Source organism: Sphingobium sp. (assembly GCF_032153725.1).
Classification (GTDB): Bacteria; Pseudomonadota; Alphaproteobacteria; order Sphingomonadales; family Sphingomonadaceae; genus Sphingobium.
This window is the reverse complement of the sequence record NZ_JALDYQ010000011.1, coordinates 63,201-80,064: the sequence shown is the minus strand read 5'-3', so window position 1 is coordinate 80,064 and position 16,864 is coordinate 63,201. Positions and strand designations below refer to the sequence as shown.

15 protein-coding genes and 1 tRNA gene are annotated in these 16,864 nt (G+C 63.8%); 12 read left to right on the top strand and 4 right to left on the bottom strand.

Annotation, left to right across the window (positions count from 1 at the left end; genetic code table 11):
* Window positions 1-114: 114 nt before the first annotated feature.
* From RUH75_RS05945 to RUH75_RS05935, 3 genes are all read left to right on the top strand, one after another.
* Window positions 115-780, top strand: coding sequence for a GIN domain-containing protein (locus RUH75_RS05945; protein ID WP_313803149.1), 666 nt, complete (start codon window positions 115-117; stop codon window positions 778-780).
* Between the two features lie 289 nt (window positions 781-1,069).
* Window positions 1,070-2,338 (top strand): ammonium transporter, encoded by a 1,269-nt coding sequence (locus tag RUH75_RS05940; protein WP_313803136.1) that lies wholly within the window; start codon window positions 1,070-1,072, stop codon window positions 2,336-2,338.
* Window positions 2,339-2,340: 2 nt separating this feature from the next.
* Window positions 2,341-3,201 carry a glycosyltransferase family A protein gene (locus tag RUH75_RS05935; protein WP_313803134.1) on the top strand — a complete coding sequence of 287 codons (861 nt, stop codon included), beginning with the start codon at window positions 2,341-2,343 and terminating at the stop codon, window positions 3,199-3,201.
* Window positions 3,202-3,220: 19 nt separating this feature from the next.
* On the opposite strand, the gene RUH75_RS05930 is transcribed toward RUH75_RS05935, so the two are convergent.
* Window positions 3,221-4,552: an MFS transporter gene (locus RUH75_RS05930; protein ID WP_313803133.1), complete on the bottom strand. Its 1,332-nt coding sequence runs from the start codon at window positions 4,550-4,552 to the stop codon at window positions 3,221-3,223.
* 187 nt (window positions 4,553-4,739) lie between these two features.
* On the opposite strand from RUH75_RS05930, the gene cyoA reads away from it, so the two are divergent.
* Genes cyoA through RUH75_RS05895 form a run of 7 tightly spaced genes read left to right on the top strand, consistent with a single transcriptional unit; the run spans window position 4,740 to window position 11,492 of the window.
* Window positions 4,740-5,846 carry a ubiquinol oxidase subunit II gene (cyoA, locus tag RUH75_RS05925; protein ID WP_313803132.1) on the top strand — a complete coding sequence of 369 codons (1,107 nt, stop codon included), beginning with the start codon at window positions 4,740-4,742 and terminating at the stop codon, window positions 5,844-5,846.
* Between the two features lie 5 nt (window positions 5,847-5,851).
* Entirely contained in the window at window positions 5,852-7,855 is a 2,004-nt protein-coding gene (gene cyoB / locus RUH75_RS05920) for a cytochrome o ubiquinol oxidase subunit I (RefSeq protein ID WP_313803130.1), read from the top strand.
* A 23-nt stretch (window positions 7,856-7,878) separates the two neighbouring features.
* The gene (gene cyoC, locus RUH75_RS05915) at window positions 7,879-8,490 is read left to right on the top strand and encodes a cytochrome o ubiquinol oxidase subunit III (RefSeq protein WP_409592326.1); all 612 of its coding nucleotides are present in this window, start codon (window positions 7,879-7,881) and stop codon (window positions 8,488-8,490) included.
* Window positions 8,487-8,921, top strand: coding sequence for a cytochrome o ubiquinol oxidase subunit IV (gene cyoD, locus RUH75_RS05910; RefSeq protein ID WP_313803126.1), 435 nt, complete (start codon window positions 8,487-8,489; stop codon window positions 8,919-8,921). The genes cyoC and cyoD overlap by 4 nt, the downstream gene beginning before the upstream one ends.
* Window positions 8,918-9,643 (top strand): SURF1 family protein, encoded by a 726-nt coding sequence (locus RUH75_RS05905; RefSeq protein ID WP_313803125.1) that lies wholly within the window; start codon window positions 8,918-8,920, stop codon window positions 9,641-9,643. Before cyoD ends, RUH75_RS05905 begins: the two co-directional genes overlap by 4 nt.
* Complete coding sequence (locus tag RUH75_RS05900; protein ID WP_313803147.1) at window positions 9,640-10,962, top strand: ATP-binding protein; 1,323 nt, start codon at window positions 9,640-9,642, stop codon at window positions 10,960-10,962. Before RUH75_RS05905 ends, RUH75_RS05900 begins: the two co-directional genes overlap by 4 nt.
* Entirely contained in the window at window positions 10,959-11,492 is a 534-nt protein-coding gene (locus RUH75_RS05895; protein ID WP_313803123.1) for a response regulator transcription factor, read from the top strand. The genes RUH75_RS05900 and RUH75_RS05895 overlap by 4 nt, the downstream gene beginning before the upstream one ends.
* Before the next feature lie 17 nt (window positions 11,493-11,509).
* Here RUH75_RS05895 and RUH75_RS05890 read toward each other — a convergent pair.
* Together RUH75_RS05890 and RUH75_RS05885 are read right to left on the bottom strand one after the other, a co-directional pair.
* Window positions 11,510-11,583 (bottom strand) — tRNA-Gly (locus RUH75_RS05890).
* 69 nt (window positions 11,584-11,652) lie between these two features.
* The gene (locus RUH75_RS05885) at window positions 11,653-12,579 is read right to left on the bottom strand and encodes a sugar kinase (RefSeq protein WP_313803121.1); all 927 of its coding nucleotides are present in this window, start codon (window positions 12,577-12,579) and stop codon (window positions 11,653-11,655) included.
* Between the two features lie 163 nt (window positions 12,580-12,742).
* Here RUH75_RS05885 and RUH75_RS05880 point away from each other — a divergent pair, with 163 nt between their 5' ends.
* Together RUH75_RS05880 and RUH75_RS05875 are read left to right on the top strand one after the other, a co-directional pair.
* Window positions 12,743-14,704, top strand: coding sequence for a PAS domain S-box protein (locus RUH75_RS05880; RefSeq protein WP_313803119.1), 1,962 nt, complete (start codon window positions 12,743-12,745; stop codon window positions 14,702-14,704).
* 131 nt (window positions 14,705-14,835) lie between these two features.
* Window positions 14,836-15,708 (top strand): alpha/beta hydrolase, encoded by an 873-nt coding sequence (locus RUH75_RS05875; protein WP_313803117.1) that lies wholly within the window; start codon window positions 14,836-14,838, stop codon window positions 15,706-15,708.
* Between the two features lie 96 nt (window positions 15,709-15,804).
* Here RUH75_RS05875 and RUH75_RS05870 read toward each other — a convergent pair whose 3' ends face one another.
* Window positions 15,805-16,737: a nitronate monooxygenase family protein gene (locus RUH75_RS05870; protein WP_313803115.1), complete on the bottom strand. Its 933-nt coding sequence runs from the start codon at window positions 16,735-16,737 to the stop codon at window positions 15,805-15,807.
* Between the last annotated feature and the right edge of the window lie 127 nt (window positions 16,738-16,864).

Here is a 16,864-nt window from a genome sequence, read left to right as displayed (position 1 = left end):
ACCCGTAATGACTCCAGTGATTCTTTGTTGTCCGTGATTTCCGAGCCGCCAGATGATTGGCTTCGCCGGACTGGCGTTTCCATCTGGCTTGAAATCACTCTGGCGGTCCTGACCATGTTGGGATTGGCGGCTCCGGTCGAGGCGGCGACGCGGGTATTTACCATCACCAGTTTCGAGGCGATCCGGGTGGATGCGCCGGTCGAGGTCGTGATCACCACCGGCGCCGGGGCTTCGGCACGGGCGGAAGGGGATCAGGCGGCGCTCGATCGGCTGAAGCTGGATGTGTCGGGACGATTGCTGGCCGTGACCATGGACCGGGCGCGTCCCGGCGAAAAGGGCGCCGGCCGGGCCATATTGCGGCTGTCGACCGGAGAGATCGGGCGAATCGTGCTGACGGGCGGCGGATCGGTGTCGGTGAGCCGGATGAAGGGGCTGCGCGGCGGGATCGTGCTGGGTGGCAATGGCGATATCAGCGTGGCGGCCGTCGATCTGGATCAGCTCGATCTGGGCGTCGCGGGGGCTGGACGAGCCACTTTGGCCGGACGCGCGGCGGTCGCGAATGTGCGGGTGACGGGACCGGGTGCGGTGGCGGCGGAAGGGTTGCGGGCGCGGCAGGCCGTGGTGGCGAATGACGGGCCGGGCAATGTCGCGCTGACGGCGGAGGTGACGGCCAGGGTGACGGCTTCCGGCTCCGGCGACGTGACGATTATGGGCAAGGCGGCTTGCAGCGTCGACAACCGCGGGACGGGGCGGATCAGCTGTGGCGGCGATGCCTATTGAGCTGCCCCGACAGGATCAGGGTGACACAGGTGACACGATGCATAAGTGACACGGGGCATAGGCGCGCCGGATCAGCGGGAGCGTGGGATTTCACGGTTCAAGGAGCGGGGCAGTTCCGAGGTCGATCGACATTCAGTCCCTAATCCCGGACATAGCCTGTAGGACAGGATTATCTGTAGATGGCGGCCGCCCGCATCGCCCTTTCCCGCTGAGCGAAAATCGGGGTTAGGCAAGTCTTTACCTTGGCTGCGTTACGTCAGGGCGGAATTCTGGATTGCCGGATCATCTGATGCCCCGTCTGTTTGCCCTGTCCCTTCTTTCCGCATCGCTGCTGCCCCAACCGGCCATGGCGCAGGTGGCCGTGGCCGATAGCGGCGATACGGCCTGGATGATCCTGTGCGGCATATTGGTATTGCTGGCGGCCCTGCCCGGACTGGCGCTGCGCCATGCGGGGCTGGTCCATGTGCGCAGCGCCCTTTCCGCAGGCGTGCAGATACTGGTGATCGCCGCGGGGATATCGCTGCTGTGGGGAGTCGTCGGCTATAGCCTGGCCTATGCGCCGGGGAGCGGCTGGCTGGGCGGCGGCGCGCATGTGCTGCTGGCCAATCTCGGCGCGTTGCGGGACGGGTTGACGGTGCCGGAATCGGCCTTCGTGCTGTTCCAGACGGGGCTGGCGATCCTTGCCGCCTGCCTGCTGCCCGGCGCCGTGGCGGAACGGGTGCGGCTGGGCTGGATGACGACCTTTGCGCTGCTCTGGATGCTGCTGGTCTATGCGCCGGTAGCGCATTGGGTGTGGGGCGGCGGATGGCTGGCGAAGCTGGGGGTCATGGACTTTTCGGGCGCGCTGGTCATCCATCTGTGCGCTGGCTTTTCGGCCCTGACACTCACCTTGATCGTGGGCAGGCGGCAGGCCGTTTCCCCAGGCCATGCGCCGGTGCTGGGGCTGGCGGGCGGCGCGCTCTTGTGGGTCGGCTGGGCCGGGATCGTCGGTGGCTGGGCATTTGGCGCGACCGATGAGGCGGCAACGGCTATTCTCAACGCGCATTTCGCCGCCTGTGCCGGCGTTTTTGGCTGGATGCTGGCGGAACGGATCGATGGAGGCCGGGTGACGGCCGCGAGCGTCGTTTCCGGCGCCCTGGCGGGGCTGGTGGCGATTTCCGCTTCAGCGACTGTCGTGGGACCCGGCGGCGCGATGATGATCGGGCTGATCACGGCCCTTCTCTGCCGCGTGGCCAAGGCATTGCTGGGCAAGCGGATCGACGATGCGGCGGATGTTTTCCTGATCCACGGGCTGGGCGGGTTGATCGGGGCGTTGTTGCTGGTGCCCTTCGTCCTGCCGGTATTGGGCGGGGTCGGCTTTGCGGCCGGGATCAGTCTGGGCGGCGCCTTTGTCGCGCAATTGATCGGCGTTGCGGTCGTGGCGATCTGGGCGATGATGGGATCGGCGATCATTGCCCTGATCCTGTCGGTGGTGGTGTCGCCCCGGATCGGCGCGCGGGAAGAAGCCGAAGGGCTGGATCGGGCGCAGCATGGGCAGCAGGGTTGGGACTTCCGCTGAAAGTGCGCGTCGCCGTCGGCATATTCGCGCATCAGGAGGAGCGGCGGATTGGGCTTTGCCTGGCGTCCCTGCCGCTGGACCGGGCGGATATCGTCTTTCACGTGCTGGTGAACGGGTCGACAGACCTGACCGCATCGCGGGCGCGAGAGGTAGCGGGCGGGCGGGTGAATGTCATCGTCCATGACATTGCCGCCGGGGGCAAGTCACGGACATGGAATCATTTCGTCCATGCCCTGCTGAGCGGTGATGAGGATGCGGTCCTTTTCATGGATGGCGATGCGGAGATCGTCGCCGGGTCGATCGATGCATTGGTGATGGAATTGACCGCACGGCCCGATGCCAATGCGGCGGCAGGGATGCCGGTCAACGGGCGTTCGGTGGAAGCCTATCGGCAAAGCCTGCGCGACGAGCGGGGGCTGTTCGGCGATCTTTATGCGTTGTCGGGGCGGTTTGTCGAGGCGATCAAGGCGCGGGGATTGCGCCTGCCGGAGGACCTGATCGGGGACGATGGATTGGTCGCGGCATGGGCGCATACCGATCTGGGGCGCGATGCGGATTGGGAGCGGGAGCGCGTGCTGGCCTGCGAGGAGGCGGGCTTTCGCTGCGAGGCAGTGAGCCTGCTGCGGCCCTCCACGCTTCGCATGCAGTATCGGCGGATGATCAACTATTCGGTGCGCTTCTTCCAGAACCGGATCATCTCGGACATCATGCGCCGGGACGGCGTTGCGGGTCTGCCGGTTCGGATGGATGCGCTTTATGGCGAATGGTTGCCCCGTTTCCGGCCGAGGCCGTTGCCCATGGGCTGGTTCGACCGGAAGGCCCTGAAGAAGATGAAGGCGTCGGGGATGCGGGGGAAGCCCTGAGGGCTCCCCCCTATCCTTCTCAGCGGTCGCGGGCCGCCAGTTCCTTGTTGACGTAGAGCGCCACCATGGTCGCCACCGCGCCCGAGAGCAGATAGATGCCCGAGGCGGCAAGGCCGAACTTCACCGACAGCAACAGCGCCACCAGCGGAGCGAAGCCCGCGCCGACCAGCCATGCCAGGTCGGACGTCAGCGCCGAGCCGGTGTAGCGCGTCTCGGTCGCGAAGTTCGACGCCACCACGCCGGAGGACTGGCCGAAAGCCAGACCCAGCAGCATGAAGCCCAGGATCATGAAGGCAACCTCGCCCAGATCGCCGCCGTTCAGCAGCAGCGGCGCCATGACACTGAAGATCGCGATGCCGAGCGCCGACCAGGCGAGCAGCGAGCGGCGGCCGATCTGGTCCGCGATGAAGCCCGAGACGACGATGGCGAGCAGGCCCACCGACGCGCCGATCATCTCGATGATGAGGAAGCGTTCGAGCGGCTGCTTGGTGAAGAGGGCCACCCAGCTGAGCGGGAAGACCGTCACCATGTGGAACAGCGCGAAGCTGGCCAGCGGAGCGAAGGCGCCGATGATGATGTTGCGCCCCTCCGCCTTGACGGTCGGCAGGACTTCGGAGGGCTGGAGGTCCTTCTGCTCGAACAGGCGCTCGAACTCATGGGTCACGACGATGCGCAGGCGGGCGAAAAGCGCCACCACGTTGATCGCAAAGGCGACGAAGAAAGGATAGCGCCAGCCCCAGTCGAGAAAATCCACTTTGGTGAGGTTCAGCAGGAAGAAGGCGAACAGACCGCTCGCCACCAGCAGCGCCAGCGGCGCGCCAAGCTGCGGCACCATGGCGTACCAGCCGCGCTGATGCTGCGGCGCATTCAGCGACAGCAGCGAAGCGAGGCCGTCCCAGGTTCCGCCCAGCGCGATCCCCTGCGCGGCGCGCAAAATGACCAGTACGACCGCTGCATAGTGGCCAATGGTCGCATAGCCGGGCATGAAGGCGATCGACGCCGTCGAACCGCCCAGCAGGAACAGCGCCACGGTCAGCTTCGTTCCGCGACCGAAGTGGCGGTCGATGGCCATGAAGATCAGCGAGCCGATCGGACGCGTGATGAAGGCGACGGCGAAGATGCCGAAGGAATAGAGGGTCCCCGTCAGCGCATCCACATAGGGGAAGACCAGGCTCGGGAAAACGATGACCGAAGCGATGGCATAGACGAAGAAATCAAAAAATTCGGAGGTGCGACCGATGATCACCCCGATGGAAATATCACCCGGCGCGATCTTGTGGTCCCGCGCATTGATCAGGCGCGCATCATCCTCCAGCGATCGGGAGGTGAAGGTCATGGCCTGTGAACTCATCGGCATCCGCTCCTTGGCTAAGCCACCGGAACGTTTTTCTGTTCTGCCGATGGCTACGGACAGGCAACATAACAGAAAAGCGGCGGAGTCTAAGCAGTATCCCACGCCTCAAGCATTTTTTGCATCTGCGTACAATGGGACAAACTGTCCACTGTTCGACTCCTTGCGGAAGGGTTAGGCGCGCGCCATGTCACACCCTTCCTCACCCAAATGGACTCGGCTTTTTTGCTGGTCCACTCCGATTCTGGCGCTGCCTTTGACGGCATGCGACTGGGTCGTGATGAACCCGTCGGGCGATATTGCAGTGCAGCAGCGCGACCTGATCCTGATCTCGACCGCGCTGATGCTGCTGATCGTCGTGCCCGTCATGGCCATGGTCGTCTGGTTCGCGTGGCGCTATCGCGCGGCGAACAAGGCGGTGGACAAGGAATATGATCCGGACTGGGATCATTCCACCAAGCTGGAACTGCTGATCTGGTCGGCGCCGCTGCTGATCATCATCTGCCTGGGCGCGCTGACCTGGGTGAGCACGCACAAGCTGGACCCCTATCGGCCGCTGGACCGGATCGACGCGAAGACCGCGATCGACCCCAAGGTGAAGCCGCTGAAGGTCGAAGTCGTCGCACTCGACTGGAAATGGCTGTTCATCTATCCGGAACTGGGCATCGCCACCGTCAATGAACTGGCGGTTCCGACCAATGTGCCGGTGCGGTTCGACATCACGGCCTCGACCGTGATGAACAGCTTCTACATTCCCGAACTGGCCGGGCAGATCTATGCCATGCCGGGCATGAAGACGCAGTTGCACGCGGTCGCCAACAAGGCGGTCGGCGGTGTCGGCTTCTCCGCCAATTATTCGGGGGCAGGCTTCAGCCATATGCGCTTTGGCTATCATGCGCTGGACCAGGCCGGGTTCGACGCCTGGGTCGCGAAGGTGAAGGCGGGCGGGTCGAACCTTGACCGCAATGCTTATCTGACCCTCGCCAAGCCGACCGAAAAGGCGCCGGTCGCCTATTATTCCACCGTTGAGCCCAAGCTGTTCGACGCGGTCGTGAACCTTTGCCCCAAGCCCGGCCAGCGTTGCATGGGCGAGCTGATGCGCATCAACATGATGGGCGGCGCGGGCAAGGAATCGGCCAGGGAAACCGAGGGTCTGAAGTACGACTTCCCGGGCAGCCATGTGATCGACCAGACGGAGCGCAACAAGGGCGTGCAGACCGCGCCTGATGCTCCGGGCGCTGAAAATGATCACTCCTCTCATAGCGGCGCTGACGCGCACGCGCAGCATCGGTGAGATCCATGACTGGCACAATGACAACAGCACAGATGATCTTCGGTCGTCTGACATGGGACAGCTTCCCATGGCATGAGCCCATCATTGTCGCGACCTTCGCGGCGGTGGTGCTCGGCGGCGCGGCGGTGGTCGCGGCGCTGACCTGGTTCAAGCTCTGGGGCTATCTCTGGAAAGAGTGGTTCACCAGCGTCGATCACAAGAAGATCGGCATCATGTACATGGTGCTGGGCCTTGTCATGTTCCTGCGCGGCTTTGCCGACGCGGTCATGATGCGGTTGCAGCAGGCTCTCGCCTTCAACGGGTCCGAAGGGTATCTCAACGCCCATCACTATGATCAGGTGTTCACCGCGCACGGCGTCATCATGATCTTCTTCGTGGCGATGCCGTTCATCACGGGCCTGATGAATTATATCGTGCCGCTCCAGATCGGCGCGCGCGACGTGTCGTTCCCCTTCCTGAACAATTTCAGCTTCTGGATGACCACTGGCGGCGCGGTTTTGGTGATGTGTTCGCTGTTCCTGGGCGAGTTCGCCCAGACCGGCTGGCTCGCCTATCCGCCGCTTTCGGGGATCGCATACAGCCCGGCCACGGGCGTCGACTATTATATCTGGGCGCTTCAGGTGGCCGGTGTCGGCACGACATTATCGGGCATCAACCTGATCGCGACCATCGTGAAGATGCGCGCGCCGGGCATGTCCCTCATGAAGATGCCGGTGTTCACCTGGACCTCGCTCTGCGCGAACATCCTGATCGTCGCTTCCTTCCCCATCCTGACCGCGACGCTCGTTCTGCTGTCGCTCGACCGCTATGTCGGCACCGCCTTCTTCACCAATGATTTCGGCGGCAATCCGATGATGTATGTCAACCTCATCTGGATCTGGGGCCACCCGGAAGTCTACATCCTCATCCTGCCGCTGTTCGGCGTCTTCTCCGAAGTCACCTCGACCTTCTCGGGCAAGCGTCTCTTCGGCTACACCTCAATGGTCTATGCGACCTGCTGCATCATGGTGCTGTCCTACCTTGTGTGGCTGCACCATTTCTTCACCATGGGGTCCGGCGCCAGCGTCAACAGCTTCTTCGGCATCACGACGATGATCATCTCGATCCCGACGGGGGCGAAGCTGTTCAACTGGCTGTTCACCATGTATCGCGGCAAGATCCGTTTCGAGCTGCCGATGATGTGGACCGTCGCCTTCATGCTGACCTTCACGATCGGTGGCATGACCGGCGTGCTGCTGGCCGTTCCGCCTGCGGACTTCGTGCTGCACAACTCGCTGTTCCTGATCGCGCACTTCCACAATGTGATCATCGGCGGCGTGCTGTTCGGCCTGTTCGCGGCGATCAACTATTGGTGGCCCAAGGCCTTCGGCTTCAAGCTCAACGTCTTCTGGGGCAAGGTGAGCTTCTGGTGCTGGCAGGTCGGTTTCTGGATGGCCTTCACCCCGCTCTACATCCTGGGCCTGATGGGCGTCACCCGCCGCATGCGCGTGTTCGACGATCCGTCGATCCATATCTGGTTCGTCGTCGCCGCCGTCGGCGCCGCCATCGTCGCGGCGGGCATCGGCGCCATGCTGGTCCAGTTCGCGGTGTCGATCTGGAAGCGGGACGAACTGAAGGTGGAGGGCGATCCCTGGGATGGCCGCACGCTGGAATGGGCGACGTCCTCGCCCCCGCCAGAGTATAATTTCGCCTTCACGCCGGTCGTCTACGACACCGACACCTGGGCGGACATGAAGCGGAACAATTATCAGCGTCCGCTCTCCGGCTATCAGGCGATCCATATGCCGAGCAGCACGGGCGCGGGTGTCATCCTCGCTGGTCTGGCCACGGTCTGCGGTTTCGCGCTGATCTGGTACATGTGGTGGCTGGCGGGCCTCAGCTTCGTGGGCCTGATCGCCGTCGCCATCGGCCATACCTTCAACTACAAGCGCGACTTCTACATCCCTCAGGATGTCGTCACGCGCACCGAGGAAGAGCGCACGCGCACCATCGCGGCGGTGGGAGCCTGACAGATATGAGTAGCGCAACTGCAATGGCGCATCGGGAAGAGCGGGCTTACCATCTTCCCGAGGAACCGCACCTCCACGAAGGCCACAGCACCAATCTGGGCTTCTGGATGTACCTGATGAGCGACTGCCTCATCTTCGCCATCCTCTTCGCCACCTATGCCGTGCTCGGCGGCAGCTATGCCGGCGGGCCGGGGCCGAAGGACCTGTTCGACCTGCCGCTGATCGCGCTCAACACCGCGATGCTGCTGTTCTCGTCAATCACCTATGGTTTCGCCATGCTGGCGATGGAGAAGAACAGGGCCGGCGCCACGCAGGGCTGGCTGTTCGTCACCTTGCTGTTCGGCGGGGCGTTCCTGTTCATCGAACTCTACGAATTCTCGCACCTCATCCATGAGGGCGCGGGTCCGTGGCGTTCGGCGTTCCTGTCGTCCTTCTTCACGCTGGTCGGCACCCACGGCCTGCACGTCACCTTCGGTTCGATCTGGCTGATCACGCTGATGGTGCAGGTGGCCAAGAAGGGTCTGATCCCGGCCAACAAGCGCCGCCTGATGTGCCTGTCGCTGTTCTGGCACTTCCTCGACGTCATCTGGATCGGCGTCTTCACCTTTGTCTATCTGATGGGAGTCCTGCGGTGAGCGACGCTGTCCACAGTCACGACCATGGCCATCATGACGATCACGCACATGGGCATCATGAAGGCTCGCACGGCAGCTTCGGCAGCTACATGATCGGGTTCGGCCTGTCGGTGATCCTGACGGCCATCCCCTTCTGGCTGGTGATAAGCGGCGCGCTGCATGATCCGCAGCTGACTGGCGCCGTCATCATGGGCTTTGCCGCCGTGCAGGTGGTCGTCCACATGATCTATTTCCTGCACATGAACACCCGCGTCGAAGGCGGCTGGTCGTTCATGGCGATGATGCTGACCGTCGTGCTGGTCGTCATCGTCCTGTCGGGATCGCTGTGGGTCATGTACCACCTCAACAACAACATGATGCCGCATGCGGACATGGAAATGAGTGCGATGCATGACATGAGCGCCATGCGGAATATGAGCGAGATGCCGTGACAACGGCTGAAACCGGGGAGCGCCGCCGGCGTTCCCCGGTCTTTGCGATCGGCCTGACGCTGATTGCCCTTTTCTTTTTCGCCGGATTTTGCGCGCTCGGCGTCTGGCAGGTCCAGCGCCTGAGCTGGAAGCGCGACCTGATCGCCCGCGTCGATGCGCGAATTCACGCCCTCCCCATCCCCGCGCCCCGCGCTGCCGGACAGGCCGACGAATATCGCCGGGTGCGGATTTCGGGCCATTTCCTTCATGACAAGGCCGTGCTGGTGCAGGCCGTGACCGTGCGCGGCGCCGGTTTCTGGGTGCTGACGCCGCTGGTGACGGATCAGGGCTTCACGCTGATCGTCAATCGCGGCTTCGTACCGCCCGGGAACCGCAAGGATCATGCGCGGCCGCAAGGCGAAATGCTTCTCACGGGCCTGTTGCGGCGGAGCGAGCCGGGCGGCGGCTTCCTGCGCTCCAACGATCCGGCGGCCGACCGTTGGTATTCACGCGACGTGACCGCCATTGCAGCCGCGCGCGGAATAAAGGGGCCGGTCGCGAATTATTTCGTGGATGCGGCAGCATCCCCCTCTGCCGATGCGCTGCCGGTTGGCGGCCTTACCGTCATCCAATTTCCCAACAACCATCTGCAATATGCGATCACATGGTTCGTGCTGGCGGCGATGGTCGCAGGCGCGTACAGCTTCGTCATGCGTCAGGAATGGAAAAACCGACGGGGATGAACCGGAACCTGCCAATCAGCACGCTCTGGCAACCCAGCCAGTGGCCCGCCGACGCAGCCGGGCGCAAGAATCTGGCGCTGCTGGTGCAATTGCGCTGGCTGGCGATCGCGGGGCAGCTGATCACCATCCTCGCCGTGCATTTCGGCATGGGCATCCACCTGCCGATCGCGCCGATGTTGCTGGTGGCGGGCATGGCGATGCTGATGAACGGCCTCAGCTTCCAGGCGCTGCGCAAGCGGACCGACGTGTCCCATGCCGAGCTGTTCCTGTCGCTGCTGTTCGACGTGCTGTTGTTGACGGCGCAGCTTTATCTTTCCGGCGGGGCAACCAATCCGTTCATCTCCCTCTATCTGGTGCAGGTCGCGCTGGGCGCGGTGCTGCTCGACCGCTGGAGCGTCTGGGGCATCGTGTTCGTCTCGGCGCTCTGCGCGGGACTGCTGGCGCTGCATTACCGGCCGCTGGACCTGCGTGGGGCGCTGGAAGGCCATTTGTTCGACCTGCATATCGTCGGCACCTGGATCTGCCTCACCATGATCGCGGTGCTGCTGGTGCTGTTCGTGCTGCCGGTGACGCGCAACCTTCAGGTCCGGGACGCCTATCTCGCCAGGCTGCGGCAGCAGGCGGCGGAAGAGGAGCATATCATCCGCATGGGGTTGCTGGCGTCGGGCGCGGCGCATGAGCTGGGCACCCCCCTCTCCCAGCTCGCCGTGGTGCTGGGCGACTGGAAGCATATGCCGGAGATCACGGGCCACCCCGCCCTCATGGAGGAGGTGGGCGAGATGCAGGCGGCCGTGCAGCGGTGCAAGGAAATCGTGACCGGCATCCTCCTGTCTTCCGGCGAGGCGCGGGGCGAGGCGCCGGAAGTGACCAATGTGCGCGACTTCATCGACGGCATCGCGATGGAATGGCGCAAGGCCAATCCCGGCATGCCGCTGCGCTGCGATTTCGGGCCGCATGCCTATCCCCTCATCATCGCCGATCCGGTGATCCGGCAGGCGATCGGCAATCTGCTGGACAATGCGCGGGAGGCAGGCGCGACCTATATCGACCTGCTGGTCGGGCGCGACAGCACATCGCTCAACATCGCCGTGCGCGACAATGGCAGCGGTTTCACCGGCGACATGCTGGAGGATTTCGGCAAGCCCTATCGGTCGAGCAAGGGCAAGGAAGGCCACGGCCTGGGCCTGTTCCTGGTCGTCAATGTGGTGCGCAAGCTGGGCGGCAGCGTCAGCGCGAGCAATGGCGCGGATGGCGGCGCGCTGATCCTGCTGCGTCTGCCGCTGGGCACGGTGGGACTGGAAGAGGAGGTGGACTCATGACCGCTGAGCGCGTGCTGGTGATCGTGGAGGATGACGAGGCGTTCGCGAAAACGCTCAGGCGGTCCTTCGAACGGCGCGGCTATAGCGTGTTGACGGCCGACAGCCATGCGGCGCTGGAGACGGTATTGACGGGGAACCGGCCGGGCTATGCGGTGGTCGATCTGAAACTGGGCGCGGAGTCCGGGCTGGTGTGCGTGCAGACGCTGCATGCCCATGATCCGGCCATGGTGATCGTGGTCCTGACCGGCTTTGCGAGCATCGCGACAGCGGTGGAAGCGATCAAGCTGGGCGCTTCCAACTATCTGGCGAAACCGTCCAATAGCGACGATATAGAGGCCGCCTTTGCCCGGTCCGCAGGCGACCCCTCCACGCCGCTGGCGCCGCGCCCGACATCGATCAAGACGCTGGAATGGGAGCATATCCACGAAGCGCTGAAGGACAGCGACTTCAACATCTCCGAAGCGGCACGGCGATTGGGCATGCACCGGCGGACGCTGGCGCGGAAGCTCGCCAAGCGGCAGGTCGGATGATCGGCATATGTTTCAGGTGGAGCGGGTGAAGGGAATCGAACCCTCGTCGTAAGCTTGGGAAGCTTCTGCTCTGCCATTGAGCTACACCCGCACGATGAAACGCGGCTTAGCCGTTGATGCGAATGGCGTCAACGAGGCGCGCGTGGAGAATTTTCAGCGCTCAGCCATAGGGTGCGTCGGCATCGCGCCCGGGAATGGCGCCGCGACGGCCAATGTTCCAGCCCGCGAGCCGATGGCCGGCCAGAGCGGCTTCCCGGGGGGATTGGCCGGCAAGACGGGCATGGAGATAACCGCCGTTGAAGGCATCGCCCGCGCCGCTTGAATCCACGACGGTCAGCCGGGCTGGCGGAGCAACGATCTCGCCATTCACCAGACAGCCTTCCGCGCCGAGCTTTACGACGATTTCGCGACCTTCGGCGGCGCCCCAGCGCTTCGCGGCGTCCCCGGCATCGTCCGCTTCGCCCATTTCCACCTCATCCGCCAAGGTCGGCAGGCCCATGTCGCTAAGCGCGATCGCCCTGTCGCGCCAATGGCGGGCGGTGACCGCATCCGGCCAGAGGCGGGCGCGATAATTGCCGTCAAAGGCGACCCTGCCACCATTCGCGCGAACCGTCCCGCACAGGGCGAACAGCTTTTCACGGGCCTCTTCCGGTAGAATCGCCAGGGTGATCAGGGAAAAATAGAGCAGGTCCGACCGGGCCGCCTGCGCGACCATGGCGGCACTGCCGGGAAGGTCGAACATCCGCCGGGCGGCTGCTTCCCCGCGCCAGTAATGGAAGCTGCGTTCGCCGTCGGCATCCGTCTCTATCGCATAAAGGCCGGGCAGGCGCCCCTCGTCAGCGAGCAGCAGGGAGGTATCGACCCCCTCTTCCTCGCAGGCCGCGCGCAGGCCGGCGCTCATCGGATCGGCGCCGATCGCGCTGGCGAAACGCACCGCGTCGCCCGATCGGGCAAGATGGATGGCGGTGTTGATGACGTCGCCGCCATAGCGCAGGTTCCAGCCCCCGCCGGAGTGGCCCTCCCCAGCCCCGCGGCTCAGTTCCAGCATCGCTTCGCCGATGACTGTGATGATCCCGGTCTTGCCCATATGCGCTCCATCTCCTCGCGAAGCGTCTCCTTGGCGCGGAGGGGGTGGGCAAGTCAATGCCATCGGTGGCGCAGGCTGGTGCGAGCTGCGCTTTCGGGGGCGGAACGTTCAAGGCAGAGGGACGTTATCCCGTCGAACAAGAATATTCCACGAAGGTCCCCCAATGAACACGGCGGTACCGGAAGGTTCTGGAAACCGCTTCGAGCTACTGGTCCAGAACGTCACCGACTATGCCATATACATGCTGTCGACGAACGGCATCGTCATCAGCTGGAATGCAGGCGCGCGCCGTTTCAAGGGCTATGAAGCGGACGAGATTATCGGCGAGCATTTTTCACGCTTCTATACGCCGGAGGATCAGGCCGCCGGCATACCCGCCATCGCGCTGGAAACCGCCGAACAAGAGGGCCGGTTCGAAGCCGAAGGGTGGCGCGTGCGCAAGGATGGTTCGCGATTCTGGGCGCATGTCGTCATCGATCCCATTCGCGAACCGGGCGGCCAGCTGATCGGCTTTGCCAAGGTCACGCGCGACCTGACCGAACGACGCGCGGCGGAGGAGGAGTTGCGGCGGAGCGAGGAACGGTTCCGCCTGCTGGTGCAGGGCGTGACGGATTATGCGATCTACATGCTCGATCCCGTGGGGACGATCACCAGCTGGAATCCGGGGGCGGAGCGGTTCAAGGGATATAAGACCGAAGAGATATTGGGCCAGAATTTCGCCCGCTTCTATTCCGAGGAGGACCGCATGGCCGGCCTGCCTTCGCGAGCGTTGGAAACAGCGGCGCGCGAAGGGCGGTTCGAGGCGGAAGGATGGCGCATCCGCAAGGACGGATCGCGATTCTGGGCGCATGTCATCATCGACGCCATCCGGGAAGCCAATGGCGAACTCATCGGCTTCGCCAAGATCACCCGCGACCTGACCGAACGGCGCGAAACCCAAATCGCGCTGGAAGAGGCGCGCGAAGCCATATTCCAGGCGCAGAAAATGGAGGCCATCGGCAAGCTGACCGGCGGCGTCGCCCATGATTTCAATAATCTGCTGGCGGTGATCGTCGGCAGTCTGGATCTGGCGAGGCAGCGGTTGACGACCGGGGCGGACGTGTCACGCTATATCGACAACGCCATGACCGCCGCCGAGCGCGGAGCGACGCTGACGCAGCGCATGCTGGCCTTTGCGCGCAAGCAGGAATTGAAACTGCAAAGCGTTGATTGCGTGGCGCTGGTGCGGAACATGGCCGACCTGCTGAAGACGACGCTGGGCACGGGGGTCGCCATAGAAACGCGCTTCCCCCTGCATCTGAGCGCTGCCCATGCCGATGCGGCGCAACTGGAACTGGCGCTGCTGAACCTGGCCGTGAACGCCCGCGATGCCATGCCGCAGGGAGGACACATCATCATCGAGGGGGCCGAGGCGACGCTGCCGAAGGCGCAGCGGCCCGATCTGGACGGTGGCTGCTATGTGCGCCTGTCGATCATCGACGAGGGCGAAGGCATGGACGGCGCGACGCTGGAACGCGCGCGCGAGCCCTTTTTCACGACCAAGGGCATCGGCAAGGGCACCGGCCTCGGCCTGTCCATGGTGCACGGTTTTGCCGAGCAATGCGGCGGATTGCTCACGATCCACAGCGAATTGGGGCGCGGGACCACCGTGTCGCTGTGGCTGCCGGTCGCGGACATCCGCGCGGAGGTGGAGGAAGAGGCGCCGGAGTCGATCGACATGACCGCCGTGGCAACGGAGCCTCTGGTGATTTTGGCGGTGGATGATGACGATCTGGTGCTGACCAACACCGCCGGCATGCTGGAGGAACTGGGCCATACCGTGTTTCAGGCGACATCCGGACTGGATGCGCTGCGCATGCTTGAAGAGGGTAGCGTGGACCTTGTCATCACCGACTATGCCATGCCGGGCATGACCGGCGCGCAACTGGCCGATGAGATCGAGGAAAAGCTGCCGGATTTGCCCGTCGTCATCATCACCGGCTTTGCAGAATTGCCGCCGAACATGACCCGGCGGCCCCGGCTGGACAAGCCCTTCAAGCAGGCCGAACTGGCCCGCATCGTGACGGCCGTCACGCAGGGCAGCCAGAAGCTCGTCAGGCTGGCCGCCCATTCGGGCGATCTGTGATCTTTACCGGACTTTTAGGAAAAGGCCCGTAAAACAGGATTTTTCCCGCTCTCGCCTCTTGCAAGCATCGGGGAGTTTGCCAAAGAGACATGAACGTCGTCCGTCCTTTTTCCGCCACATCGCAGGAACGCATGAACACGCAAGCCGCGCCGACTTCGCATTTCTACACTTCGTTGCGGATGCGCCTTCATTATCTGGACTGGGGCAACAGCGCGGCGCCGACGCTGATCCTGGTGCATGGCGGCTTCGACCATGCGCGCAGCTGGGATTGGACGGCCAGGATGCTGGCGAAGGACTATCACGTCATCGCCCCCGACCTGCGCGGCCATGGCGACAGCGCCTGGTCGGCCGAAGGTTCCTATATGATGGCGAACTTCGTCTATGATCTGGCGCAGCTGGTCGAGCAATTGGATCGGGGGCCGGTCATATTGGTCGGCCATTCGCTGGGCGGGTCGATCGCGCTGCGCTATGCCGGACTGTTCCCGGACAAGGTCGCGAGGATGGTGGCCATAGAGGGGCTGGGCCTGTCCCCTGCCCGGATCGAGGAGCAGGCGCTGAAACCCGCGCCCGACCAGTGGCTGCAATGGATCGAAAGGCGGCGGACGCGCGCGCGCCAGCCGAGGCGGCATTATCCGACCATCGAGGCAGCGGTGGCGCGGATGCGTGAACGGAACGACCATCTGTCGGTCGAACAGGCGATGCATCTGACCATCCATGGCGTCAATCGCAACGAGGATGGCAGTTATCGCTGGAAATTCGACCCCTATCTGCACGACCTGGCGCCGCAGGCCGGCAACGACGAGGAACTACCCCAATTCTGGAGCCGGATCGCCTGTCCGACGCTCCTGTGCCTGGGGCTGGACAGTTGGGCATCCAATCCGGTCAAGGATGGACGCGCGGCGCATTTCAAGGACGCGCGCCTGGTCGAATTCGCTGATGCCGGCCACTGGCTGCACCATGATCAGTTCGACCGGTTCATCGCCGAATTGCGCGCCTTCCTGTGAGCCGGGCATGGCTTGAAACCAACCCGGTTTGTCCACCGGGCGAACGATTTGAAAATTGCGGCAGATAAAAATGAAGCCTGATCCGACGGGATCGGATCAAGCGCCAAAAGCAGCAATAGCGGCCTGATATTCCGCCTTGAGTTGCGCAATGAAGGCCGTGGCGGACTGGACCTGCCGGATGGCGCCAATCCCCTGCCCCGCGCCCCAGACATCGCGCCAGGCCTTTTTGTCGCCGCCGGCGATGCTGGAAAAATCCATGTCCAGCGCCTTGGGCAGCCGGTCGGGATCAAGGCCCGCGGCGGCGATACTGGGACGCAGATAATTGCCGAGAACGCCGGTGAAGAAGTCCGAATAGACGATGTCGCCCGCGCCGCTCTCCACGATCATCTGCTTGTAGGCGGAATCGGCATTGGCTTCCTCGGTCGCGATGAAGGGCGACCCCATATAGGCGAAGTCCGCGCCCATCATCCGCGCCGCCGCGATCGACCGGCCCGTCGCGATCGCGCCGGACAAGGCCAGCGGGCCATCGAACCAGGCGCGGATTTCCTCCACCAGCGCGAAAGGCGATAGCGTCCCGGCATGGCCGCCCGCCCCCGCCGCCACCGCGATCAGGCCATCGGCGCCCTTTTCGATCGCCTTGCGCGCGAAGACATTGTTGATGACGTCATGCAGGACGATGCCGCCATAGCCGTGCACCGCCGCATTCACATCCTCCCTGGCGCCGAGCGAGGTGATGACGATGGGTACGCGATATTTCACGCACAGGGCCAGATCCTCCTCCAGCCGGCTGTTGGTCTTGTGAACGATCAGGTTGACGGCGAAGGGGGCGTCCCTGTTCGTCAGCGCTTCGGTCAACTGCCGGAGCCATTGTTCGAACGTCCCGGACGGGCGGGCATTGAGCGAGGGAAAGGCGCCGACGATCCCGGCGCGGCATTGGGCGATCACAAGCGCGGGTTGCGAGACGATGAACATCGGCGAACCGATCAACGGCAAGGACAAACGGCCTTCCAACAATGCCGGCAAGCTCATGGGCGGTGCCTCTCCTTCATGATTTTCCAAAAAAGGCGCTACCATCAGCGAAGGCGGGGAAAAAGGCGAATCTTGTGCCGACGGGGAGACTTGGGACAGGCCGGAGGCGGATTCCCCGACCGCCGTA

Bases quoted from the DNA above. Each gene is read 5' to 3' on its own strand.
- RUH75_RS05945 (WP_313803149.1), top strand. From the start codon at position 115: ATGTTGGGATTGGCGGCTCCGGTCGAGGCGGCGACGCGGGTATTTACC.
- RUH75_RS05940 (WP_313803136.1), top strand. From the start codon at position 1,070: ATGCCCCGTCTGTTTGCCCTGTCCCTTCTTTCCGCATCGCTGCTGCCC.
- RUH75_RS05930 (WP_313803133.1), bottom strand. From the start codon at position 4,552: ATGAGTTCACAGGCCATGACCTTCACCTCCCGATCGCTGGAGGATGAT.
- cyoA (WP_313803132.1), top strand. From the start codon at position 4,740: ATGTCACACCCTTCCTCACCCAAATGGACTCGGCTTTTTTGCTGGTCC.
- cyoB (WP_313803130.1), top strand. From the start codon at position 5,852: ATGACTGGCACAATGACAACAGCACAGATGATCTTCGGTCGTCTGACA.
- cyoC (WP_409592326.1), top strand. From the start codon at position 7,879: ATGGCGCATCGGGAAGAGCGGGCTTACCATCTTCCCGAGGAACCGCAC.
- RUH75_RS05900 (WP_313803147.1), top strand. From the start codon at position 9,640: ATGAACCGGAACCTGCCAATCAGCACGCTCTGGCAACCCAGCCAGTGG.
- RUH75_RS05895 (WP_313803123.1), top strand. From the start codon at position 10,959: ATGACCGCTGAGCGCGTGCTGGTGATCGTGGAGGATGACGAGGCGTTC.
- RUH75_RS05885 (WP_313803121.1), bottom strand. From the start codon at position 12,579: ATGGGCAAGACCGGGATCATCACAGTCATCGGCGAAGCGATGCTGGAA.
- RUH75_RS05880 (WP_313803119.1), top strand. From the start codon at position 12,743: ATGAACACGGCGGTACCGGAAGGTTCTGGAAACCGCTTCGAGCTACTG.
- RUH75_RS05875 (WP_313803117.1), top strand. From the start codon at position 14,836: ATGAACACGCAAGCCGCGCCGACTTCGCATTTCTACACTTCGTTGCGG.
- RUH75_RS05870 (WP_313803115.1), bottom strand. From the start codon at position 16,737: ATGAGCTTGCCGGCATTGTTGGAAGGCCGTTTGTCCTTGCCGTTGATC.